The 18,463-nt window shown below is 39.3% G+C and carries 15 protein-coding genes; 1 reads left to right on the top strand and 14 read right to left on the bottom strand.

Annotation, left to right across the window (positions count from 1 at the left end):
• Positions 1–5 precede the first annotated feature (5 nt).
• From IGJ23_RS01700 to IGJ23_RS01685, 4 genes are all read right to left on the bottom strand, one after another.
• A complete protein-coding gene (locus IGJ23_RS01700; protein WP_010720187.1) occupies positions 6–1,337 on the bottom strand; it encodes an MFS transporter in 1,332 nt (443 codons plus the stop codon).
• 302 nt (positions 1,338–1,639) lie between these two features.
• Entirely contained in the window at positions 1,640–2,611 is a 972-nt protein-coding gene (locus tag IGJ23_RS01695; protein ID WP_010720188.1) for an AraC family transcriptional regulator, read from the bottom strand.
• Positions 2,612–2,722: 111 nt separating this feature from the next.
• Entirely contained in the window at positions 2,723–4,063 is a 1,341-nt protein-coding gene (locus IGJ23_RS01690; RefSeq protein WP_207433231.1) for an MFS transporter, read from the bottom strand.
• A gap of 17 nt (positions 4,064–4,080) precedes the next feature.
• A complete protein-coding gene (locus IGJ23_RS01685; protein WP_207433233.1) occupies positions 4,081–6,072 on the bottom strand; it encodes an amylo-alpha-1,6-glucosidase in 1,992 nt (663 codons plus the stop codon).
• Between the two features lie 463 nt (positions 6,073–6,535).
• Between IGJ23_RS01685 and IGJ23_RS01680 the strand changes: the two genes are divergently transcribed.
• The gene (locus IGJ23_RS01680; protein ID WP_207433235.1) at positions 6,536–7,501 is read left to right on the top strand and encodes an AraC family transcriptional regulator; all 966 of its coding nucleotides are present in this window, start codon (positions 6,536–6,538) and stop codon (positions 7,499–7,501) included.
• Between the two features lie 180 nt (positions 7,502–7,681).
• On the opposite strand, the gene IGJ23_RS01675 is transcribed toward IGJ23_RS01680, so the two are convergent.
• The 10 genes from IGJ23_RS01675 to lysA all read right to left on the bottom strand — a co-directional run bounded on the left by IGJ23_RS01675 (position 7,682) and on the right by lysA (position 18,248).
• Complete coding sequence (locus tag IGJ23_RS01675) at positions 7,682–9,061, bottom strand: FAD-dependent oxidoreductase (protein ID WP_010738534.1); 1,380 nt, start codon at positions 9,059–9,061, stop codon at positions 7,682–7,684.
• A 221-nt stretch (positions 9,062–9,282) separates the two neighbouring features.
• Positions 9,283–10,449, bottom strand: a complete 1,167-nt coding sequence (locus IGJ23_RS01670; protein WP_207433237.1) for a pyridoxal phosphate-dependent aminotransferase — start codon at positions 10,447–10,449, stop codon at positions 9,283–9,285.
• Positions 10,450–10,478: 29 nt separating this feature from the next.
• Positions 10,479–11,588 (bottom strand): M20 family metallopeptidase, encoded by a 1,110-nt coding sequence (locus IGJ23_RS01665; protein ID WP_207433282.1) that lies wholly within the window; start codon positions 11,586–11,588, stop codon positions 10,479–10,481.
• On the bottom strand, positions 11,548–12,897 hold the full coding sequence (locus IGJ23_RS01660; protein ID WP_053765847.1) for an aspartate kinase: 1,350 nt from the start codon (positions 12,895–12,897) through the stop codon (positions 11,548–11,550). The genes IGJ23_RS01665 and IGJ23_RS01660 overlap by 41 nt, the downstream gene beginning before the upstream one ends.
• Complete coding sequence (locus IGJ23_RS01655) at positions 12,894–13,895, bottom strand: aspartate-semialdehyde dehydrogenase (protein ID WP_207433247.1); 1,002 nt, start codon at positions 13,893–13,895, stop codon at positions 12,894–12,896. Before IGJ23_RS01655 ends, IGJ23_RS01660 begins: the two co-directional genes overlap by 4 nt.
• 14 nt (positions 13,896–13,909) lie before the next feature.
• Entirely contained in the window at positions 13,910–14,605 is a 696-nt protein-coding gene (gene dapD / locus IGJ23_RS01650; RefSeq protein ID WP_034699414.1) for a 2,3,4,5-tetrahydropyridine-2,6-dicarboxylate N-acetyltransferase, read from the bottom strand.
• Positions 14,606–14,619: 14 nt separating this feature from the next.
• Positions 14,620–15,327, bottom strand: a complete 708-nt coding sequence (gene dapB, locus IGJ23_RS01645) for a 4-hydroxy-tetrahydrodipicolinate reductase (RefSeq protein WP_034699411.1) — start codon at positions 15,325–15,327, stop codon at positions 14,620–14,622.
• Positions 15,324–16,205, bottom strand: a complete 882-nt coding sequence (dapA, locus tag IGJ23_RS01640) for a 4-hydroxy-tetrahydrodipicolinate synthase (RefSeq protein WP_207433249.1) — start codon at positions 16,203–16,205, stop codon at positions 15,324–15,326. The genes dapB and dapA overlap by 4 nt, the downstream gene beginning before the upstream one ends.
• Positions 16,198–17,004, bottom strand: coding sequence for a diaminopimelate epimerase (gene dapF / locus IGJ23_RS01635; RefSeq protein ID WP_207433251.1), 807 nt, complete (start codon positions 17,002–17,004; stop codon positions 16,198–16,200). The genes dapA and dapF overlap by 8 nt, the downstream gene beginning before the upstream one ends.
• Complete coding sequence (lysA, locus tag IGJ23_RS01630) at positions 17,001–18,248, bottom strand: diaminopimelate decarboxylase (RefSeq protein WP_207413455.1); 1,248 nt, start codon at positions 18,246–18,248, stop codon at positions 17,001–17,003. Before lysA ends, dapF begins: the two co-directional genes overlap by 4 nt.
• Between the last annotated feature and the right edge of the window lie 215 nt (positions 18,249–18,463).

Genomic DNA, 18,463 nt, shown 5'->3' with positions numbered 1-18,463 from the left:
CTTCTTTACTTGGTGAACGATGCAGTCATTTTTCCTTCAGCCAACTCTTTATCCACCGGATCAATCACTGGGTATTTTTTCTGTAGACGCATCATGATTACTCCAGCAATTGTTGCTACTAAAACGATTCCCGCAAAGCCAAACATAGACGTCTGGATACGATCAGGAGCAACTAAGTAAGGGGTAACAAAGGCAAATAATCCACAACACATTCTTGAAAAACCATTGATGAACCCTTGAAGTGAAGCTCGTGTTTCTGCTGGGAAAGATTCTTGTGTCCACACTTTGTAGATTGCTTCTCCGGCTAGTGGATTCCCAAAATTATAAAAAGCAATTGTGATCGCTAATGCAATAAATCCTGCACCACCACCGATCAATGCCATACCTAACATTGCGCCAAATTGAACGACTGCCCCAATAAAGAAAGCTTTGTTTCTAAATTTACCACCTGCAACAGAGGCAAATGCAATCGTTGTTGCTAAAGAAATCACATTCAACCCGATCCCTAATCCTGTAGCTTGTGCTTGACTAGCTCCGGCATTTGTCAAAGCATAGGTTTGAAATTGTCCCCAAGTATTCGCTAAGAGGTTCCAACACACATAAAAAATCAAGATAGCGGCGAAAAAGCCAAGGTATTTTTGTTTGTTTTCCCCAAATAGTACTGTCTTGAAAGAAACTTCTTTCGAGTCGCTTGTCACTTTGGTCATTGCTTGTCGAGCAGCTCCGGCTTCATGAAATTGTCTAAACTTAGGTGAAAGTGTCCGCCATAACCAAGTGATCACTGCAAACGTAAATAAGATGGCAAAAACAATTCTTGCTCCTAACACACCTTCGATTCCCGATAAAAGAAATGAACAGATGTAAGAAATGAATATCCCCACTTGCCAAAAAATCTGTGTGGAAGAAATCAAACGAGCAGAAGTATGCTCATCAGGTGCATCATGAGAAACAACGGTCAAACTTAATGGTAAGTCTGCTCCAGATGCTACGCCCATGATAATCACGCCTAATAAGAGCATTGGGAAACTTGTGGCTAGAATACAGACCGCAGCTCCGATCGCGTAAAACAAATTGATCCAGTTAAATGAACGGATCAAGCCAAATGCTTTTGATATCTGTCCGGTAAACAGCGATCCGAAAGCGATTGCAAAAGTTAGCCCGCCAGAAACGATCCCGACTTGTCCAGTTGTCAGCTCTAGTCCCTTTTGCCAAACGGGAATCGTCGCTGAGAGTCCAACAATACAGCCAGATCCAAGCATGGAGCCAATTCCAGCAGCGACAGCTAGAGGCGAATACTCTTTGACCGTGGTAGTAGTTGATGCCTGTTGTTTCTTCATAAAAAACACTCCTTAAAATAAGTTTTATAAGTTCGAACAGTTAGAATTGTAAACGTATGAATTACTCAGGACTATAGCAAAAAAAGTGTTCTTTTTATCCAAATCACATTCGTATGCTTCAGCGAATCAAACAAGCGATTCTTTTTCGAACATTCAGGAGACGAAAAGAAGTTTCACACTTATCCAATACATTTGGAATACGCTTTAGTTAATCTTCGCTTTTCATTGCCAGTTCATGATTGGTCAAATCTTTTTTACAGATCACCTGAGAAAAAGGACTCGTTGCATCACAACTGCCTATTCTATTTTTTTAACAGACTATCTTTGAGTTCTTTAGGTGTCAGTTCTGTGTATTTTCCGACTAATTTATACAAAGAAGCAAGAGTTTCAAAACCAAGTTCATACGAGATTTCTTCAAAAGTTTTATTCGTTTCTCTCATCAACTCGATCATCGTTTTATACCGCAAAGAATTGATCAATTCTTGGAAAGAACTCCCTGTTTCTTTTTTCAATTTATTACTTAAATAATTTGCATTATAACCAAAATGTTTCGCTAGATTTTTCAGTGTCAGTTTTCGGAAATGAAGATCGATATATCGTAAAATCTCTAATAATTCCTGATTCTCACGTTGCGTAACATATTCTTCTAAATCACGGGTAAGTTCGATCAATAGTAAAGACAATCTCAGATTCAGTGCCCGCATATAATAGTCTTGTTTGTTGTAATATTCCAAAATCATTTTGTGCAATAACCCTTGCACTTCTAAGTTATCACCACAATGAAAATGGATAAATTCATCATGTTTTCCTTTTTCCTGCGAAGCATTTAATAGAAATTCATTGACCAATCCACGTGACTTCACCATATTGATCACGATGTCAGTCGTAATCGATTCCCCTTTCAATAAAATATTGATCAAAAGGTCTTCCTCTTCTAAAGGATCGATACGCTGAACGATTTCTTTGTCTAATAACAGCAATTCACCTTCTTTCAAGTGAATTTTCTTATCGTTGACATATTGGACACATGAACCAGACAACATATAGTTAAATTCAACAAATTCATGCGTATGTGCAGGCATTTCAGCGTAACGATGATGTTTATTGATAAAGATATTACCCTCTTTGAAAAATTGGTTTTTGGGCATTTTAGGTACTGCGACTGTCTCATAGGGCAACTGTTGGTCATTGATATTTTGACCATCAATTTGTTGTCGACATTCAATTTCGTTATTTTCCATCAAAAATGTTTTTAGTTGCTCAAAGGTAAACACTGGCATCCTCCCCTTTTTCTTCATTTTCAGTTAGCTTTTCGTCAATAGCAACCGGATCTTTTAGGTAATTAGGTAACTATCTTTCAGTCTAACGAACGAAAAAGCAGCAAATCAACCAATGGAAGGTTTTTCCTTAGTCGTAACAAATAAATAATTCGCTGGATAACCGATTTGGAAAACACCGAGCGTGATTAGGTAAAAAACAAGTGGTACTACAAAAGTAGAGAAAATAATGCCAAATGATGCGCTAGATAATTGCGCCTGATTCGCTACATAGCCTGTATAGCTCAAAACAAATCCTGGGATCGCTCCACCAATCGCCATCGCAAATTTCATGATAAAAGAATTCAATGAAGCGATCAGCGCTGCTGTTTCAATTCCCAACTCGTGTTTTATTTGATCCACGTTATCAGCAGATAAACTATACTGCAAAGTATTGGTCAGCCCTAAGCCAACTTGGACAGCAAGATAAGCCCCTAAGAAAATCATTTTCGATTGATGCACGCCGATCATCACGATCATCGCTAAACAGAGTAAAGATAATGCGCCAACATATACTTTTTTCTTCCCCCATCGCTTAGATAAACTAGGGACCAACACACCTGCTCCTAAAGCACCAAACAGTCCTAAAAAACTAGCGAAACTTAGCAATTTTGTGTCATTCAAAATATAGTTCAAATAATACAAAAGCGATCCACTAAAGATATTGCTTGCGGCGGTAATAAAAAGCATACTGATAAATAGGGTCATCACTGGACGAATTTTTAAGATAGCAAGCGCTTCTTTATAAGAATAGCCGCGCTCTTGCGATAATTCAGCGTGCTCTTCATTCCCTCTTTCTTTCAGTGCTAATGTACCAAAAATCGTGAAGAACAAGACGACTAGTACCGTTCCGACAATCAACAAGGTATACCCAGAAAGCCCATTATTGTAAGCGGAAAGGATCAACGGTGCCAAAATATTCAAACAAGTAGGTCCTACTGTATACGACACACCTTTTATGGACGACAAGATGTTTCGATCGGCTTCTTGATCGGTTAATACGGGGATCAAACTATTTAATGGGATATCCATTAAATCAAAAGTGATACCTAACAAAATATAAGAAATATAGATAACGACGATTTTTTGACTAGTAAAAAGTAACGGTGCAAACCAAACGAGTAAATAGTTGATACAACAAATCACTGTTCCCAGCACCAAAATCGGGCGATATTTGCCAAAGCGTGTCACTGGGAAACGATCGATCAAAAAACCTAATAAAGGATCACTGAAACCATCAAGTAGTCTGGAGACCAGAAAAAGCGTACTAACTACAGCAGGATTAATGCCAATTACATCGGTATAAAAAATCAAAAGGTACGTATTCAACAACGTCATCACTGGGATATTTCCGAGATTTGTTAAAGCAAAACCAATTTTTTCCTTTACACTGATTCGTGTTTGTTGCATTCCAATCCTCTCCTTTTTCAAATCAGTTGTTTGCTCTTAGTTGTTTCAAGGGAGATATCATAATTTTTTCCTGGCTCTAAATGAACCTCTTGTTGGTTGATACGGAGAATCCCTCCTTCTCGTGTCGTTGAAATGTGTAGCTGTTCTTGTTCTTTATTGATTGTGACAAGTCCATTTTTGATTGGTATTTGCATGTTTAGACTTTCAAAGGCAGCTAGATTAGGTTCAACGACGAAAGTTTGATATCCTGGTGAAAGTGGTCGGACACCTGCGAAATATCTGCCTAATAGATAGATTGGGCTTGCTCCCCAAGCATGGCATAAGCTTTTGCCAAAAGGATCCCCATACATTTCATACACTTGTTCGCCCGTTTCCTCAGGGATATATTCTTCCCAGAATGTCACTGCCCCTCTTTCAACCATTCCGCCCCAGTAATCACAGATGATTTGATACACTTGGTCTGTTTGACCCATTTTACATAGAGCATCTTGCTCGAAAAATTTGAAATAAGGTGTCGTGATCTGGGTAATTTCAGGGTTTAACAATACATGGGTTAAAATCTGTTCTTTCTTTTCTTGTTCCACTAAATCGAATAAAATGGCAAAAATATTGGCATGACGAGTTACGTGGCGCTTTTTCGATTCATAGGAATCAATAAATGCCTGCTTTTCTTCGTCCCAGAAATAGCTCATGACGTTTTCTTTTAGTTGTTGATACTTCTGTTCATAGTCATCTACTTCACCCAAAACAGCTCCACAAGTCATCATCGTTTGGTAAGCTTTAAGCAATAGAATTTGTTCTGCTGCCAAGGTTCCTTCTCGATCCATCTCCGTCCAATCAATAAACAACCAATCTTTTTCTCGCCCATAAATAAAGCCAAGTTCATTCGTTTGTGCTTGGAGATAGTCCATCATCGTCTTCATCTTAGGATAGATTTGTTTCAAGAAAACCGTGTCGCCCGTCATTAAATAGTGATTCTCAACAGCGATGATCCATAAAATCGAGTAGTCAACGATCGTATTCATATGTTGCTTGATTTCATTTTGCCCACGAAGCGCTAACATCGTTCGGGTATTGATTTCTTCATCGAAAAAGAGATATTGGTTGATAAAATAGCTTTGGTAAGCATCGCCTGACCAGATCCACCGATCTCGCTTGATCCCATCGATAAAGAACAATCCGCTACATAGGGTAAATGTTTCCACAGAAACTTCCCAAATCTTGTTTAAAAGGACATTGTCTGAAGAAAAAGCAGCATGATTGGTTAAAGGAAGGGATTCATGGATCGCCTCGATCTCAATTTCTTCCTTCGCAACATCTGGAACAAACAAATACCGAAAAGCACGCTTTCTTGGGATTGTTTCAACAGTAGCTGCTTTTTCCTTGTAATAGCACATCTCCACATCCAATGCTTCTGATGCAGATTCACCATAGCAAATCATAATCGGTTGTCCATGTGTCATTTTTTTGATTGCCAGTGTTCCGTAAACCGCACGACCATAATCGATCAATACCCCATCATTCTGTTCGTTGATTGAAACAGGTCTAACCACTTTTTTTTCAAAATAGACATGATTTGGATCGTTTTCTTTATCTAAATAAAGGGAACTCCAACCAGCTGGTAGTTCTTCAATAAAGTTACTTGCTCGCCAACCTAAATCACTCTTGATAACCTCTCCTTCGACAAAGACAGCGGGTAATCCAGTTGCGTTGCCTACAAAAATCCTGATTTTATTCTTTCCAGGCTGACAATTGATTGTTTCTTTAAGTGGATACTTTTTCCCATTCACTTCCACATAGCCAATCCCTGTTGCATAAACAATAAAAGAAGTTGGTTCTGTCAGTTCGTAGTAACGTTTGAATTTCACATTTTTATGACAATCATCAACGTTCCAATAAGCAGGCCAGTCATAACCTCTTTCTTCTCTTGAAAAATTTTGTAATAATCCTTGTCTGATTTCAAAATCTCCTGGGTACCATAACCATCTTGTTTGTTTTTCACTATTCATCTTCCACACTCCTTGGTTTTGGATCGTAGCAATGGTAATCATGCACGATTCTTTTTTCTCATTATCAATAACTGATAGTCTAAGCCTTTTGAACACATTGATTAATAACAAATGAAACAGCCCCGTATGTCTCACCCAAACTAGCGAAAGTTAAGCCAAATGAACACATTTGTTTAGTCATTTTGATAGCTCACTCTTCCTCAAAAATAGGTTAAAATTTTCCATTTTGCGCTTTCTATCACTTAAAAAAAAACAGAAACAGTCGTTATCAATCAACAGCTAAAAGATTTAAGTTCTCCTTCCTAAACACTTATGCTTTTTCTCCCTCTACATATTAACCGCTTTCATATTCAGGGAACAATTTCCAAAATCCAGAATGTTTATATCAAATCTACAGGTTTTTTGGTTAAGAAGTTGTGTTACATTAATAGCAAGGTAAGATGATCATTAAGAGGTGAAGTTCATGGAGAAATGGATCGCAGAGTTATTCAAAGAAACGGAAATCGAAAAATTGCAAAAAAAATCAGGTAAAAATATTAATACGATGAACCTCAACTATCATCGTTCGATCGTTCCAGAAATTCCTAAAAGTAAGTTCTTTGAGTTTGGATCAATCGCAATTAACAAACATCCAAGATTTTCTTACACACCCGCGCATACCCATCATTTTATTGAGTTGAATTTTTTATTCAATGGACAGTGCACCCAGCGTTTGAACGGTGACGTTTTTCATTTAGAAAAAGGACAGTTACTTCTGTTAGATAGTAAGGTTATCCAACAAATCGATTATGTAGGAGCAAAGGATATCTTGATCAATTTCCTCCTTGATATTCCAGCTATTCAAAATATTCTATTGCCTAATCTACCAAAATCCAATAATCTAATCACAGATTTTTTCTTTCAAGCAACCCGTTCGCCTACTGAACATACTAGTTATATCCTCCTAGACTTATCAATGAGTCCCTTAGCGTATCAGCTAATTAAAAGTTTGATGATGACCACTTATCAAAAAGAGTCTGTGCATAAGCAACTTTTGCTGAATTTATTATTTTCTTCACTGATGGTAGAAAGCGCCCAAGCACCAGTGATTATCACGAATAAAAAAACGATTCGTAATGAGCCGCTGATTCAAATCCTAGATTATATCAATGATCACTATGCAGAAATCACCTTACAGCAATTAGGAGAAACTTTTGGCTATAACAAAAACTATTTAAGCAACTTGTTAAAAAATAAAACCGGTAGTAGTTTCCAAGAGTTGATCGATCAAAAACGCTTATCTGAAGCAAAGCGACTCATGCTAGAAACAAACGATAGTCTAAGTACGATTGCCTTAAAAATCGGCTATAAAAGTGTCCCTTCGATTTTCAAACTTTTCCAAAAAGAAACCGGAAAAACACCTGATTATTTCCGAAAAAAACGGATGTAAAAAGAGTAGTTGAAACATGAATGGTACAACTCTCTAATTCCAACTGTAAAACAGTGACGAAAAGTTATTAACAAAAAAAAATAACAAAAACCGCCTGAAACAATTGATATGTTTCAGGCGGTCCATTTATATTTTACGTAAAATACAACATGTCTAACGAATGTCTCTAATTGTTTGATTTTATTCTACAAATGGTTCTTCTCCCAATGCTTGTTGCGCGGCTAGATTGATCATATTCCATTGGCGATCAAAACCTGGTTGGAAGAAAAAGTCAGCTTCTGCTAAATCTTCGATCGTCAGTTTTTGTTGGATCGCTAGCGCTAGTACGTTGCCTTGAGCAGTCACATCATAAGTAGATAAAACAGCTCCGCCAAGGACTTGATGTGTCATTGGGTCAAAGAATAATTGGATTGAAACTTTCGTGTTCCCATATTCTTCAGGTACATATTTAGGACGAATAGTATCTTCATAATAAGCTGTGCGAATGGCTACGCCTGCTTTTTCTGCTGTAAAACTATTCAAACCACTAGCTGCAAAGTGATAATCAAAAACACTTAATGCCGAAGAACCTACAACGCCTCCAAATGGTTGGCTTGGTGTATCCTCAAATAGATGTTTGACTACATATCGTGCTTCTCTTCTTGCCACTGTTGCTAGTGCAATCGGCATTTTTGAGCGGGCAGGTATCGAATAAGCAAGGGTTGCATCCCCTACTGCATACACATCAGGTAAATTGGTTTGCAAATATTCATCGGTAACGATCCAACCACGATCATCTAAATCTACGACTCCTTTTAGCCATTCCGTATTCGCTTTGACTCCAGCTGCTTGAATCACAAGATCTGTCGCGATTTCTTCATCTGCTGTTTGAATCGCAGCGACTTGTTGCTCACCAGTGAAAGCAGTGATTTTCGCACCCGTCACGACTTTGATACCCTTTTCTTTTAAATGTTCGGTTAAAATATCCGTCATTTCCGGATCTAAATAAGTGCCTAATGGTCGATCAATCACGTCTAATAACGTCACTTCTTTCCCTGCTTTTTGAAAAGCTTCAGCGGCTTCGATCCCGATATAGCCTGCACCGATAACAGCTACATTTTTGATCGCTGGATCAGTTAATTTATCTTTGATTCTAGTAGCCCAATCGTACCCACGCATCAAATAAACATTCTCTAAATCTGTTCCTGGTACTGGCAATGAATTTGGTTTTACTCCTGAGCTTAAGATCAATTTATCATATTCATACTCTTTGGTACTCTTATCTAAGATACTAGTCACCGTTACTGTCTTTTGGTCTGCATGAATCGCTTTTACTTCATGATTGTTTAAAATGTGAACATTGGGTTGTGGAAAGTTTTCTGGTCTGAAATTTCGTACATCATTAACATCTGTCACTTGGTCCTCTAAATATAATTCCATGCCACATGACATGAACGAAACATAATCCCCTGCTTCAAATAAGGTGATATCGACATTTTCACCATATCTAGATAGCAATTCTAAAATCGATTGATGTCCGCCATGAGATGCGCCGACAATAATAACCTTTGTTTTCTCCATTGATGAAACCTCCTTGTTCAATTATTTAGAATAACTCTAAACAATTCAAACATAACACTCGATTTTTTATAAATCAAAAGAAATGCCCAAATATTGGACAGAAAAAACAAGACTTTCTCTATTAAGATTTTGACTTAAATGTTCCTCTTTCAATCAACAAAACAAACAAAAAAATGAAAAACTTCGTTCAATAAAACGAACGCAGCTTTTCATTTTTTTGATTATATATTAGCTAAAAAAAGGCGAATCCGTTGGCAAGCTTCCGTAAGTTCTGCCAAACTACTTGCATAAGAAATCCGAATATAGCCTTCACCCTCTGGTCCAAAAGCTGAACCAGGGATACAGGCGACTCTACCTTGTTCTGCTAACTGTAAGCAAAACTCCCAAGAATTTAGGGTAACTTCTTTTGGCAGTTTACAAAACAGGTAAAAGGCGCCATCAGGTGGTATGACTTCAAACCCTAACTCACTTAATTGACCTAAAAGATAATCTCTTCTCTTCGCATACTGTTCTTTCATTTTTTCCCCATCATACATTCCGGTAGTAAGTGCCTCAACCGCAGCTTTTTGAGCCATTGTAGTGGCTGAAGTGACTAAATATTGATGGACTTTGATGATTTCATCAATCACATATTTTTGAGCAAAAATAAAGCCGATCCGCCAGCCGGTCATCGCATGAGATTTGGATAAACCGCTAATCACAATTGTTTGCTCCGGAAGATAAGACGCTGGCGAGACATGGTCTCCGACATAATTCAACTCTGCATAGACTTCATCACTGATCACGAAGACCGATCGTTGTTTGATGACTTCAGCTAATTTTGCCATTTGTTCTGAAGTTAACAGTGTTCCTGTTGGATTGCTTGGATAGTTCAAGATAATTGCTTTGATCGAGTCGCCATAAGTAGCAAAGGCTGCTTCTAACTGTTCTGGTTGGCAAATAAAGCCTGTTTCTGACGTATCGATCGTGATCAATTCCGCTCCAGCAAGATCCACTATCGGCTGATAGCCAGGATAAGCAGGCGCAGGAATCAATACTTTGTCGCCTTCTTCTAAAATCGCTAGCAAAGAAGCAGCGATTGCTTCTGTGGCACCAACTGTCGTTAGTACTTCAGTTTGAGGATCGTATACCAACCCATAACGTTCTTTTTGAAAGAAACAAGCAGCTTCACAAAGTTCGGGTAGTCCCCTCATCCCCGTATAATGGGAATAATTTTCTTCAATAGCAGTGATCCCCGCCTGTTTGACATGTTCGGGTGTTGGAAAATCAGGCTCTCCTAAGGTTAACTTGATGACATCGGGGATAGCAGAAATTTGTTGGTCAAAACTTCTGATTTGTGACACTGCTATTTTTGCAAGCCTGTGATTAAAACGATTGGTTAAATTCATGTGGTTTTCTCCTTTTTATCACTTCTTTGTCACTGATCCTTTTTTAGCAAAAGTCCTTTTGTATGAAGGATTGTTTGATACCAAGCGACACCCTTTTCTAACACAGCCATATCAAAATCAAATCGTGCATCATGAAGTGCTGGTGTATCACCGACACCGAGAAAGAAAAAAACACATGGATACTTCTGGGTATAAACACCGAAATCCTCTGCTTGCAAGACCGGTTGTTCAAGCTCATGTAATTTTTCTGATTGCTTCAAGGCTGTATATAAGTGAGGATCATTGATGACCGCTGGATATCCATCATTATAACGGAATTGGATCGATACCTGCGAATTTTTTTGAAATTTCTCTGCTAAATTAGCCAGTTGTACTTTGATCGAATCTTGGATTTGCTGATCATAAGAACGGATGCTGCCTGAAATAGTCACTTCATTTGCTAAAACATTTCGAATCGTACCACCAGTGATCTGTCCAAACTTTATTAAACGTCGCCATTCTTTAGGTAAAGATTGTTCCAACTCATATACTTCATCCATAAAACCAATGGCTCCTCGGATACTGTCGATCCCTTGTTCACTAGAGGCAATATGGGCAGATCTCCCTTTGACAATGATATCTGTCTCACTACTTTGTGCCATAAAGGCGCCCGATCGTGAATAGATCTCGCCTTTGGGAAGACCTGGCCATAAATGAAACCCGAAAATCGCTTGGACTTGATAGTCCTCTAACAAACCTGTTTGAATAACACTTTCCGCTCCGCCAGATATTTCTTCCGAAGGTTGAAAAATCAGAACAACGTTGTACATTAACTGTTCTTTATGATCTGCGATATATTCCGTTAACCCTAATAACATTGCCATATGTCCATCGTGACCACACGCATGCATCATCCCTTCATGAGTAGAAGCAAAGGGAAGATTTGTTTCTTCTTGGATCGGTAAGGCGTCAATATCTGTCCGAAAAGCAATCGTTTCGTTTTGTTGATGATCAAAATAAAGCAATAAACCAGTCTCGCCGATTTCATGCAGGACTCCCCCAAGATCCTTGATTTGTTCATGTAAATACGCTTTGGTTTTAAATTCATGAAAGCCGATTTCAGGAATTTGATGTAACGCCATGCGATGTTTTGCTAACATCGACATTCACCATCCCTTCATAGAGCCCTTTAACGACTGTTTCATATTCTTCATTTTTTACCCCAATGATCAAGTTTAATTCTTGTGCCCCTTGGGATAAGATCGATGTCCGAATCTCTAGTTGATTTAAGATGGATAAGACTTTGCCAGAAAGTCCAATCAGTTCTTTATGTGGTCCGCCAACAACTGAGATCAATGCCAGATTCTCGATAATTTCGACTTCTTCGACACCCAAATTTTCTTTTAACTCTTTGGTAATCAAAAATAATTGATCTGCAATGGCTTCTGCTGAAACGACTACTCCAATATTGTCGATCCCCGAAGGAATGTGTTCGATCGAGATACCATGATTCGCAAAGACACTCATTGCTTTCCAAATAAACCCGATTTCATCAGACATATGTCGTTTAAATAGTGTTAGCGAAAGAAAATCTTTTTTTCCAGCAATCCCTGTTAAGCCATTTTCTTTTTCGACTTCTTTGCTGGAAATTCTAGTGCCTTGCGCCTCTGGATCGTTCGTATTTTTTATTTGAATCGGGATACCTGCTTCTTGTACTGGGAAAATAGCTGATTCATGGAGAACATTTGCCCCCATATACGCCATCTCTCGTAATTCTCTAAATGAAATTTCTTTGATGATTTTTGGCGTGTCAATGATTCGTGGATCAGCCATCATAATCCCGGAAACATCCGTCCAATTCTCATAACAGTCGGCATTCAATAGTTTGGCTAAGATTGCGCCAGTGATGTCGCTCCCACCTCGCCCCATCAATTTTTCTTTTCCAACTGGATTAGCACCATAGAATCCTGGGACTACTAGTGGGCCTTTTTCTTGATAAATAGTTATTATTGCTTGTTTCGTCCGTTCTTCATCGATCTCACCCGTATAATCAAAGAAAATCAGTTCTTTCGCATCTATAAACGTATAACCAACATATTCAGCTAATAACTTCGCAGTGAGATATTCTCCCCGACTGACCAAAAAGTCCTGTGAGACTTTTTCTCGCTGTAATTTTTTTTGGATCTCTAACAATTCATCTTCAATCGGAAAAGTCAACGACAAGACATCTCTCACTTGAATGAATCGTTCACAGATCCTTTCCCACAAAGGTGTCCAATCGACTCCATGATGAAGATAGGCATGGATCAAATACAAGAGATCCGTGACTTTGTCATCTTCTTTCGTTCGTTTTCCTAAAGCGGAAACAACGATCACACTTCGTTCAGAGGCAGCTAAAATAATGGATTTTACTTTTTTGAATTGTTCTTCATGAGCCATCGATGAGCCACCAAATTTTGCGACTTTCATTGGATCACCTCCCTGATTGGTGATAACAATGCAGAGGCGATTTGTACAGCATTCGCAGCTGCGCCTTTACGGATATTATCCGCTACGGTATACAGCAACAGCCCATTTTCCAATGTAGGATCATGCCGGAGTCTGCCGACGTATACCTCATCTGTTCCTTTAGCAAGGATACTGGTCGGATAACTATGGTTGGGCAAATCATCCACGACTGTTATTCCCGGAAAATGTTGTAGACATTGACGGACTGCTGCAAGTGAAAATGGCTGCGCCAACTGGACTGCGATTAAAACACCATGACCAACTTCGATGGGGACACGTACACAAGTAGCCGAGACAGGTAAGTTAGGCAAATGTAGGATCTTCCTTGTCTCAGCCATCATTTTGTGTTCTTCTTTCGTATACCCATCGTCCAACGGTGCATCAATTTCGGGGATGACTGTTTGACTGATATCATACGGATAAAGCGAAGGTTCCTGCCCTTTTTGAGTGGCGTGAAGATCAGTTAGCCCTTGTTGCCCCGAACCAGAGACCGCTTGATAGGTGGAATAGTTCACGCGGTTGACACCAAATGTCTGTTGCAATGCCTTTAACGGTAAAACGGCTTGGATCGTGGAACAGTTTGGATTGGCAATCAATCGGTTCATTTCATGATCTGCTAGATTGACTTCTGGAACGATCAACGGAATCGACGGATCTTCTCGCCAAGCAGAAGAATTATCAATGACGACCAACCCATGTTCTCTAGCAAGTGGCGCAAATTCAAGTGAAATTTCTGCTCCGGCTGAAAAAAGCGCTAAATCATACCCGTCAAATGATGTCTTTGTTAATTCTTCTACTGTGTATTCTTTTCCCTTAAACACACAGATTTTTCCAGCTGAACGCTTGGATGCTAATAATTTCAAACGACCTACTGGAAAATCATATTCTGCTAACACGTTCAACATCGTTTGACCAACTAAACCAGTTGCTCCAACGATACAGGTATCTATTTTGCGCATCTTTTTCATCCTCTCTATAATTCCCGTAATGCAGCGATCAATGCGGTGTTTTCCCTCGTTTGTTCGTCTTTGATTTTTAATACTCGGGCAGGTGTTCCACCCACTACGGTATCAGCGGCTACATCTTCTAAAACAACTGCTCCAGCCGCTACGACTGCATTTTTGCCAATACGGACACCTTCAACAATGACAGCATTCGCACCAACCAAGACACCGTCTTCAACCACCACTGGTTGAGCGGAAGCCGGTTCGATCACACCCGCCAACACTGCACCCGCACCAATGTGACAATTTTTGCCGACAATCGCTCTTCCGCCTAAGATTGCCCCCATGTCGATCATCGAGTTTTCCCCAATCTCCGCACCGATATTGATGATCGCTCCCATCATGATGACCGCATGATCACCGATCGTTACTTGATCCCGGATAATTGCTCCTGGCTCGATCCGAGCATTGATTTCTTTTAAATCAAGCAGAGGTATGGCACTATTTCTAGCTGTTTCTTCTATTTCGATCTCAATGATTTTAGCGGATTCTTTTGCGAGGATTGGTGCGATTTCTTGGTAATCACCGAAAATAATTTGGCTATTCCCCTGACCAAATACTTTACACTTTTCAAATTTAATTGGTTCAGTGACATTTAAATACACTTTAACCGGTGTTTTTTTATCAGCTGTTTGAATCAAACGTATAATTGCTTGTGCGTCCATTTGCTTTCTCTCCTTTATCCACCTAAAGTATCTGCTAATTGATAGTATCCAGCTGGTTGATTGCTTAACCAAAAAGCTGCACTTACTGCTCCTTCTGCAAAAATCTGATTGGAAAACGACTCATGTTTGATTGATAATACTTCATCCGTAGATGCAAATAAAACTTCGTGCTCTCCAGGTACAGAACCAATACGTAAACTGTGTACTCCGATTTCATCGGTTTTTCTAGGTTGATCTTTCCATTGGAAAACAGGCGATAGTTTGCGGACTTCTTGCATACTAGCGAGTAGTGATTGAGCCGTTCCAGAAGGCGCATCTTTTTTTTGGTCATGATGTTTTTCAATCAATTCGATTTGCCATGTTTTCAATAATTCAGCAGCCTGCTTCACTAATTGATTCATGACAAAAATCCCTAAAGAAAAGTTCGCACTGTATAAAATGGGGAAACGTTGCCCAAACGCTTCGATTGCCTGGAATTGTTCCTCACTATAGCCAGTCGTTCCGATCACGACTGGAAGTTGGTGTGCTGCTCCATAATCTAGCACTTTTTCCAAATTATCTGCGTGAGAAAAATCAATAAGGAGTGAGATATTACTCGGAAAAGATAAAGTAGTCGCTTCTTTAAGGGAGACTTTTGGAAAAACGACCTCATGTTCATAAGACTCAATGACTTCTTGGATTTTTTTGCCCATTCGTCCATGTCCGACTACACCAATTTTCATACCTGTTCTCGTCCTTTCATAGGTAATAATTCCTGTAATACTCCTCGCTTGTCCTCAGACAGAGGAACAAGTGGTAGCCGTAACGCACCTGAAGGAAGAGCCATCATCTCCATTGCGGCTTTTATTGGGATCGGATTTGTTTCACTAAACAAGGCATGGATCAATGGTAAGGCAGTTAATTGGATTTGTTGCGCTCGTCGAAGATTCCCTTGCTCAAACGTTGCGACTAATTCATGGACTAATCTAGGCTGGATATTGGCCCAAACACTGATAACCCCACTTCCACCCACACTTAATATCGGCAAAATAGCATCATCGTTGCCACTATAAAGGACAAACGAGTCTGTCAAAAGACGACCAACTGCCATCACATAAGCCAGATCACCTGATGCTTCTTTGATCCCGCTGATTTGTGGATGTGTCGCTAATTTTTCCAGGACTGGGATTGGGATCGTCATTCCAGTTCTAGATGGTACATTGTATAAAATGATCGGTCGTGGTGATTGGTCAGCAATTGCAGTAAAATGCGCCAACAAACCTGCATCACTTGTCTTATTATAATAAGGCGTGATCACTAACAATTGATCCGCCCCAATCGCTGCTAAACGTTGGACTCTTTCAATTGTTTTTTTCGTATCGTTTGTTCCTGCGCCTGCGATGACTGGGATTCTTTTATCTACTTTTGCTACTGTAAAACGTAGAATCTCCTCTTCTTCTTCTGGCGTTAACGTCGAAGATTCCCCAGTTGTTCCTAACACTAACAGGCCATCTGTACCTTCTGAAAGATGAAACTCAATTAGTTTCTCTAATCCTTGATAGTCAATTTCGCCAAGCGCATCCATCGGTGTAATCAATGCAACGATCGAACCTTTAATCATACGTCATCTCCTTTTGTGACCATTCATGAACAGCTGGTCCCGTCATTTGTATTTGTGTCTCCCCAGTAATCATTAACTCTCCTTGCTCTAAGTGAATCATGGCCTTAGCACTTGCTAAGTATCCATGATCTCTAGCTACGACATAAGCCGCACAACAGCCAGTACCACAAGCCAATGTCCAACCAACGCCACGTTCATACGTGCGTACGATCAGTTCCTGTTCATTGACTCGTTGGACAAAATTAACATTGGTTTTTTCTGAGAATAATGGATGGTGACAAATCTGTTCCCCTAACGCTTTCATTTGTTGCGCTTTTGCATCCTCTACAAAAACAACGGTATGGATCGTGCCCATAAACAAACTAGTTAGCTGGACATCCACTTGTCCAATACGTACTATTTGATCCACGATGGGTTCTGTTTGATTGACCGCTAACTTTTCTGTCGAATAATCGGGTTGTCCCATCTGAGCGGTACAATAAAAAGGTTCTTCTGTCAAAATTTCAATGGAAATCACACCCGCTAATGTGTGTACGTCGAAAGGTGAAGTTTCTACCATAGCTTTATCCCATACATGCCGAGCAAAACAACGAATCCCATTCCCACACATCGGCGCCTGACTGCCATCTTTATTGAAATAAAGCATCGTTAAAGGTTGCTCTCGAACGACAATCAACCCATCTGTATCAAATCGATCCTGTCCACACCACTTGCTGGCTAATTGGTGATAATCGATTCCTTCTTCATAGTCCATTAAGATAAAATCATTGCCGCAACCATTATATTTATGCAGGATCATTGAACTTCACCTCGCAATAAATCCTCATATTCTTGCCTACGTACCACTAATCGAGCAGTTTCACCGTTGACGAATACCACAGCAGGCCTCAAGGCTCGGTTATAGTTGCTACTCATTGAATAACCATAAGCGCCTGTGGCATATACCGCTAAAATATCTCCGGGTTCAGCGATAGGCAAAAGAGCTTCTTGAATAACCACATCACCTGACTCACACATTTTCCCAGCGATCGTGACTTTTTCGGTTTTCTTTTCCCTTAATTTGGTTGCCAGATCACATTGATAGCTCGCTTGATAGAGTGCTGGACGGATATTATCGGTCATTCCCCCATCGACAAAATAATATTTTTTATTTGGCGTTTGCTTAATAAAGCCTACCGTATAAAGCGTCGTTCCTGCTTCCCCAACGATACTTCTTCCGGGTTCGATCAACAATTCATTGATTACTAATCCTTGTTTTTTTAAAGCTTCCTCCGTAAAACGTACTAATTCTCGAACAGATTCTTCAATGGGCAATGGCTGATCACTTTCGGTATAACGAATACCGAATCCTCCCCCAAGATTTAGCGAAAGTACTTCATCAAAATCTTTAAGATAACCAATCAGTTTATGGATCTCTGCTATCCAGGCCGATAATTCAAAAATCTGCGAACCAATATGGGCATGAAAGCCTTCTAATTGTAAAAATTCACTATCCTGAATAAATTGGATCGCTTTTTGACACTCTTCGCTTTCATAGAGTAGACCAAATTTTGAATCAATATGAGCGGTAACGACATATTCATGCGTATGTGCTTCGATCCCTACATTCAACCGGATCATCACCTGGAGTTCTTTTTGATATTCTTGGCTAAGTGCGACTAACAATTCAACTTCCATGAGATTATCCGCTACAAAATGAACAAGTCCATTTTCGATAGCATAACGGATTTCCGCAGGTGTTTTATTGTTTCCATGAAAATAGACCTCTTCCATTGGAAAGTCAGCACACACAGCTGTATAAATCTCGCCGCCACTAACTACATCTAAACCTAATCCTTGTGATTGAATCAGTTTTAACATGGCAACGGTCTGAAATGCTTTTGATGCATATAAAATCTTTGTCTTAAAATGATCTGATTGAAATCCTTGTTTAAATGCCTTGATGTTCTCCACCATTTGCTTCTCATCGTAAACATAAAGGGGTGTTTGATATTGTTTTACTAATTGACTAACAGGAATTTCACCGATCATTAATTCTGACATTCGAGACTACCTCTTTTCCGCAATATTTTTTAAAATTTCTCTCATTAAGATTTGAATTTTATTTGAATAATATTAAACAAATTCTCAGTGATTGTCTACTATATTCATAAATTTAATAAAAAAAAGTGCATTCATACATTTTTTTGTATAAATACAAAACTAGCGAATAAAAGATTAAAAAACAATGGATATGCTCATAAATCTCACTATTTCAA

This window comes from Enterococcus sp. DIV1682a (genome assembly GCF_051711005.1).
GTDB lineage: Bacteria > Bacillota > Bacilli > Lactobacillales > Enterococcaceae > Enterococcus_B > Enterococcus_B hirae.
Note: the sequence above shows the minus strand (reverse complement) of the source record. Positions and strands in the feature narration are given on the sequence as shown.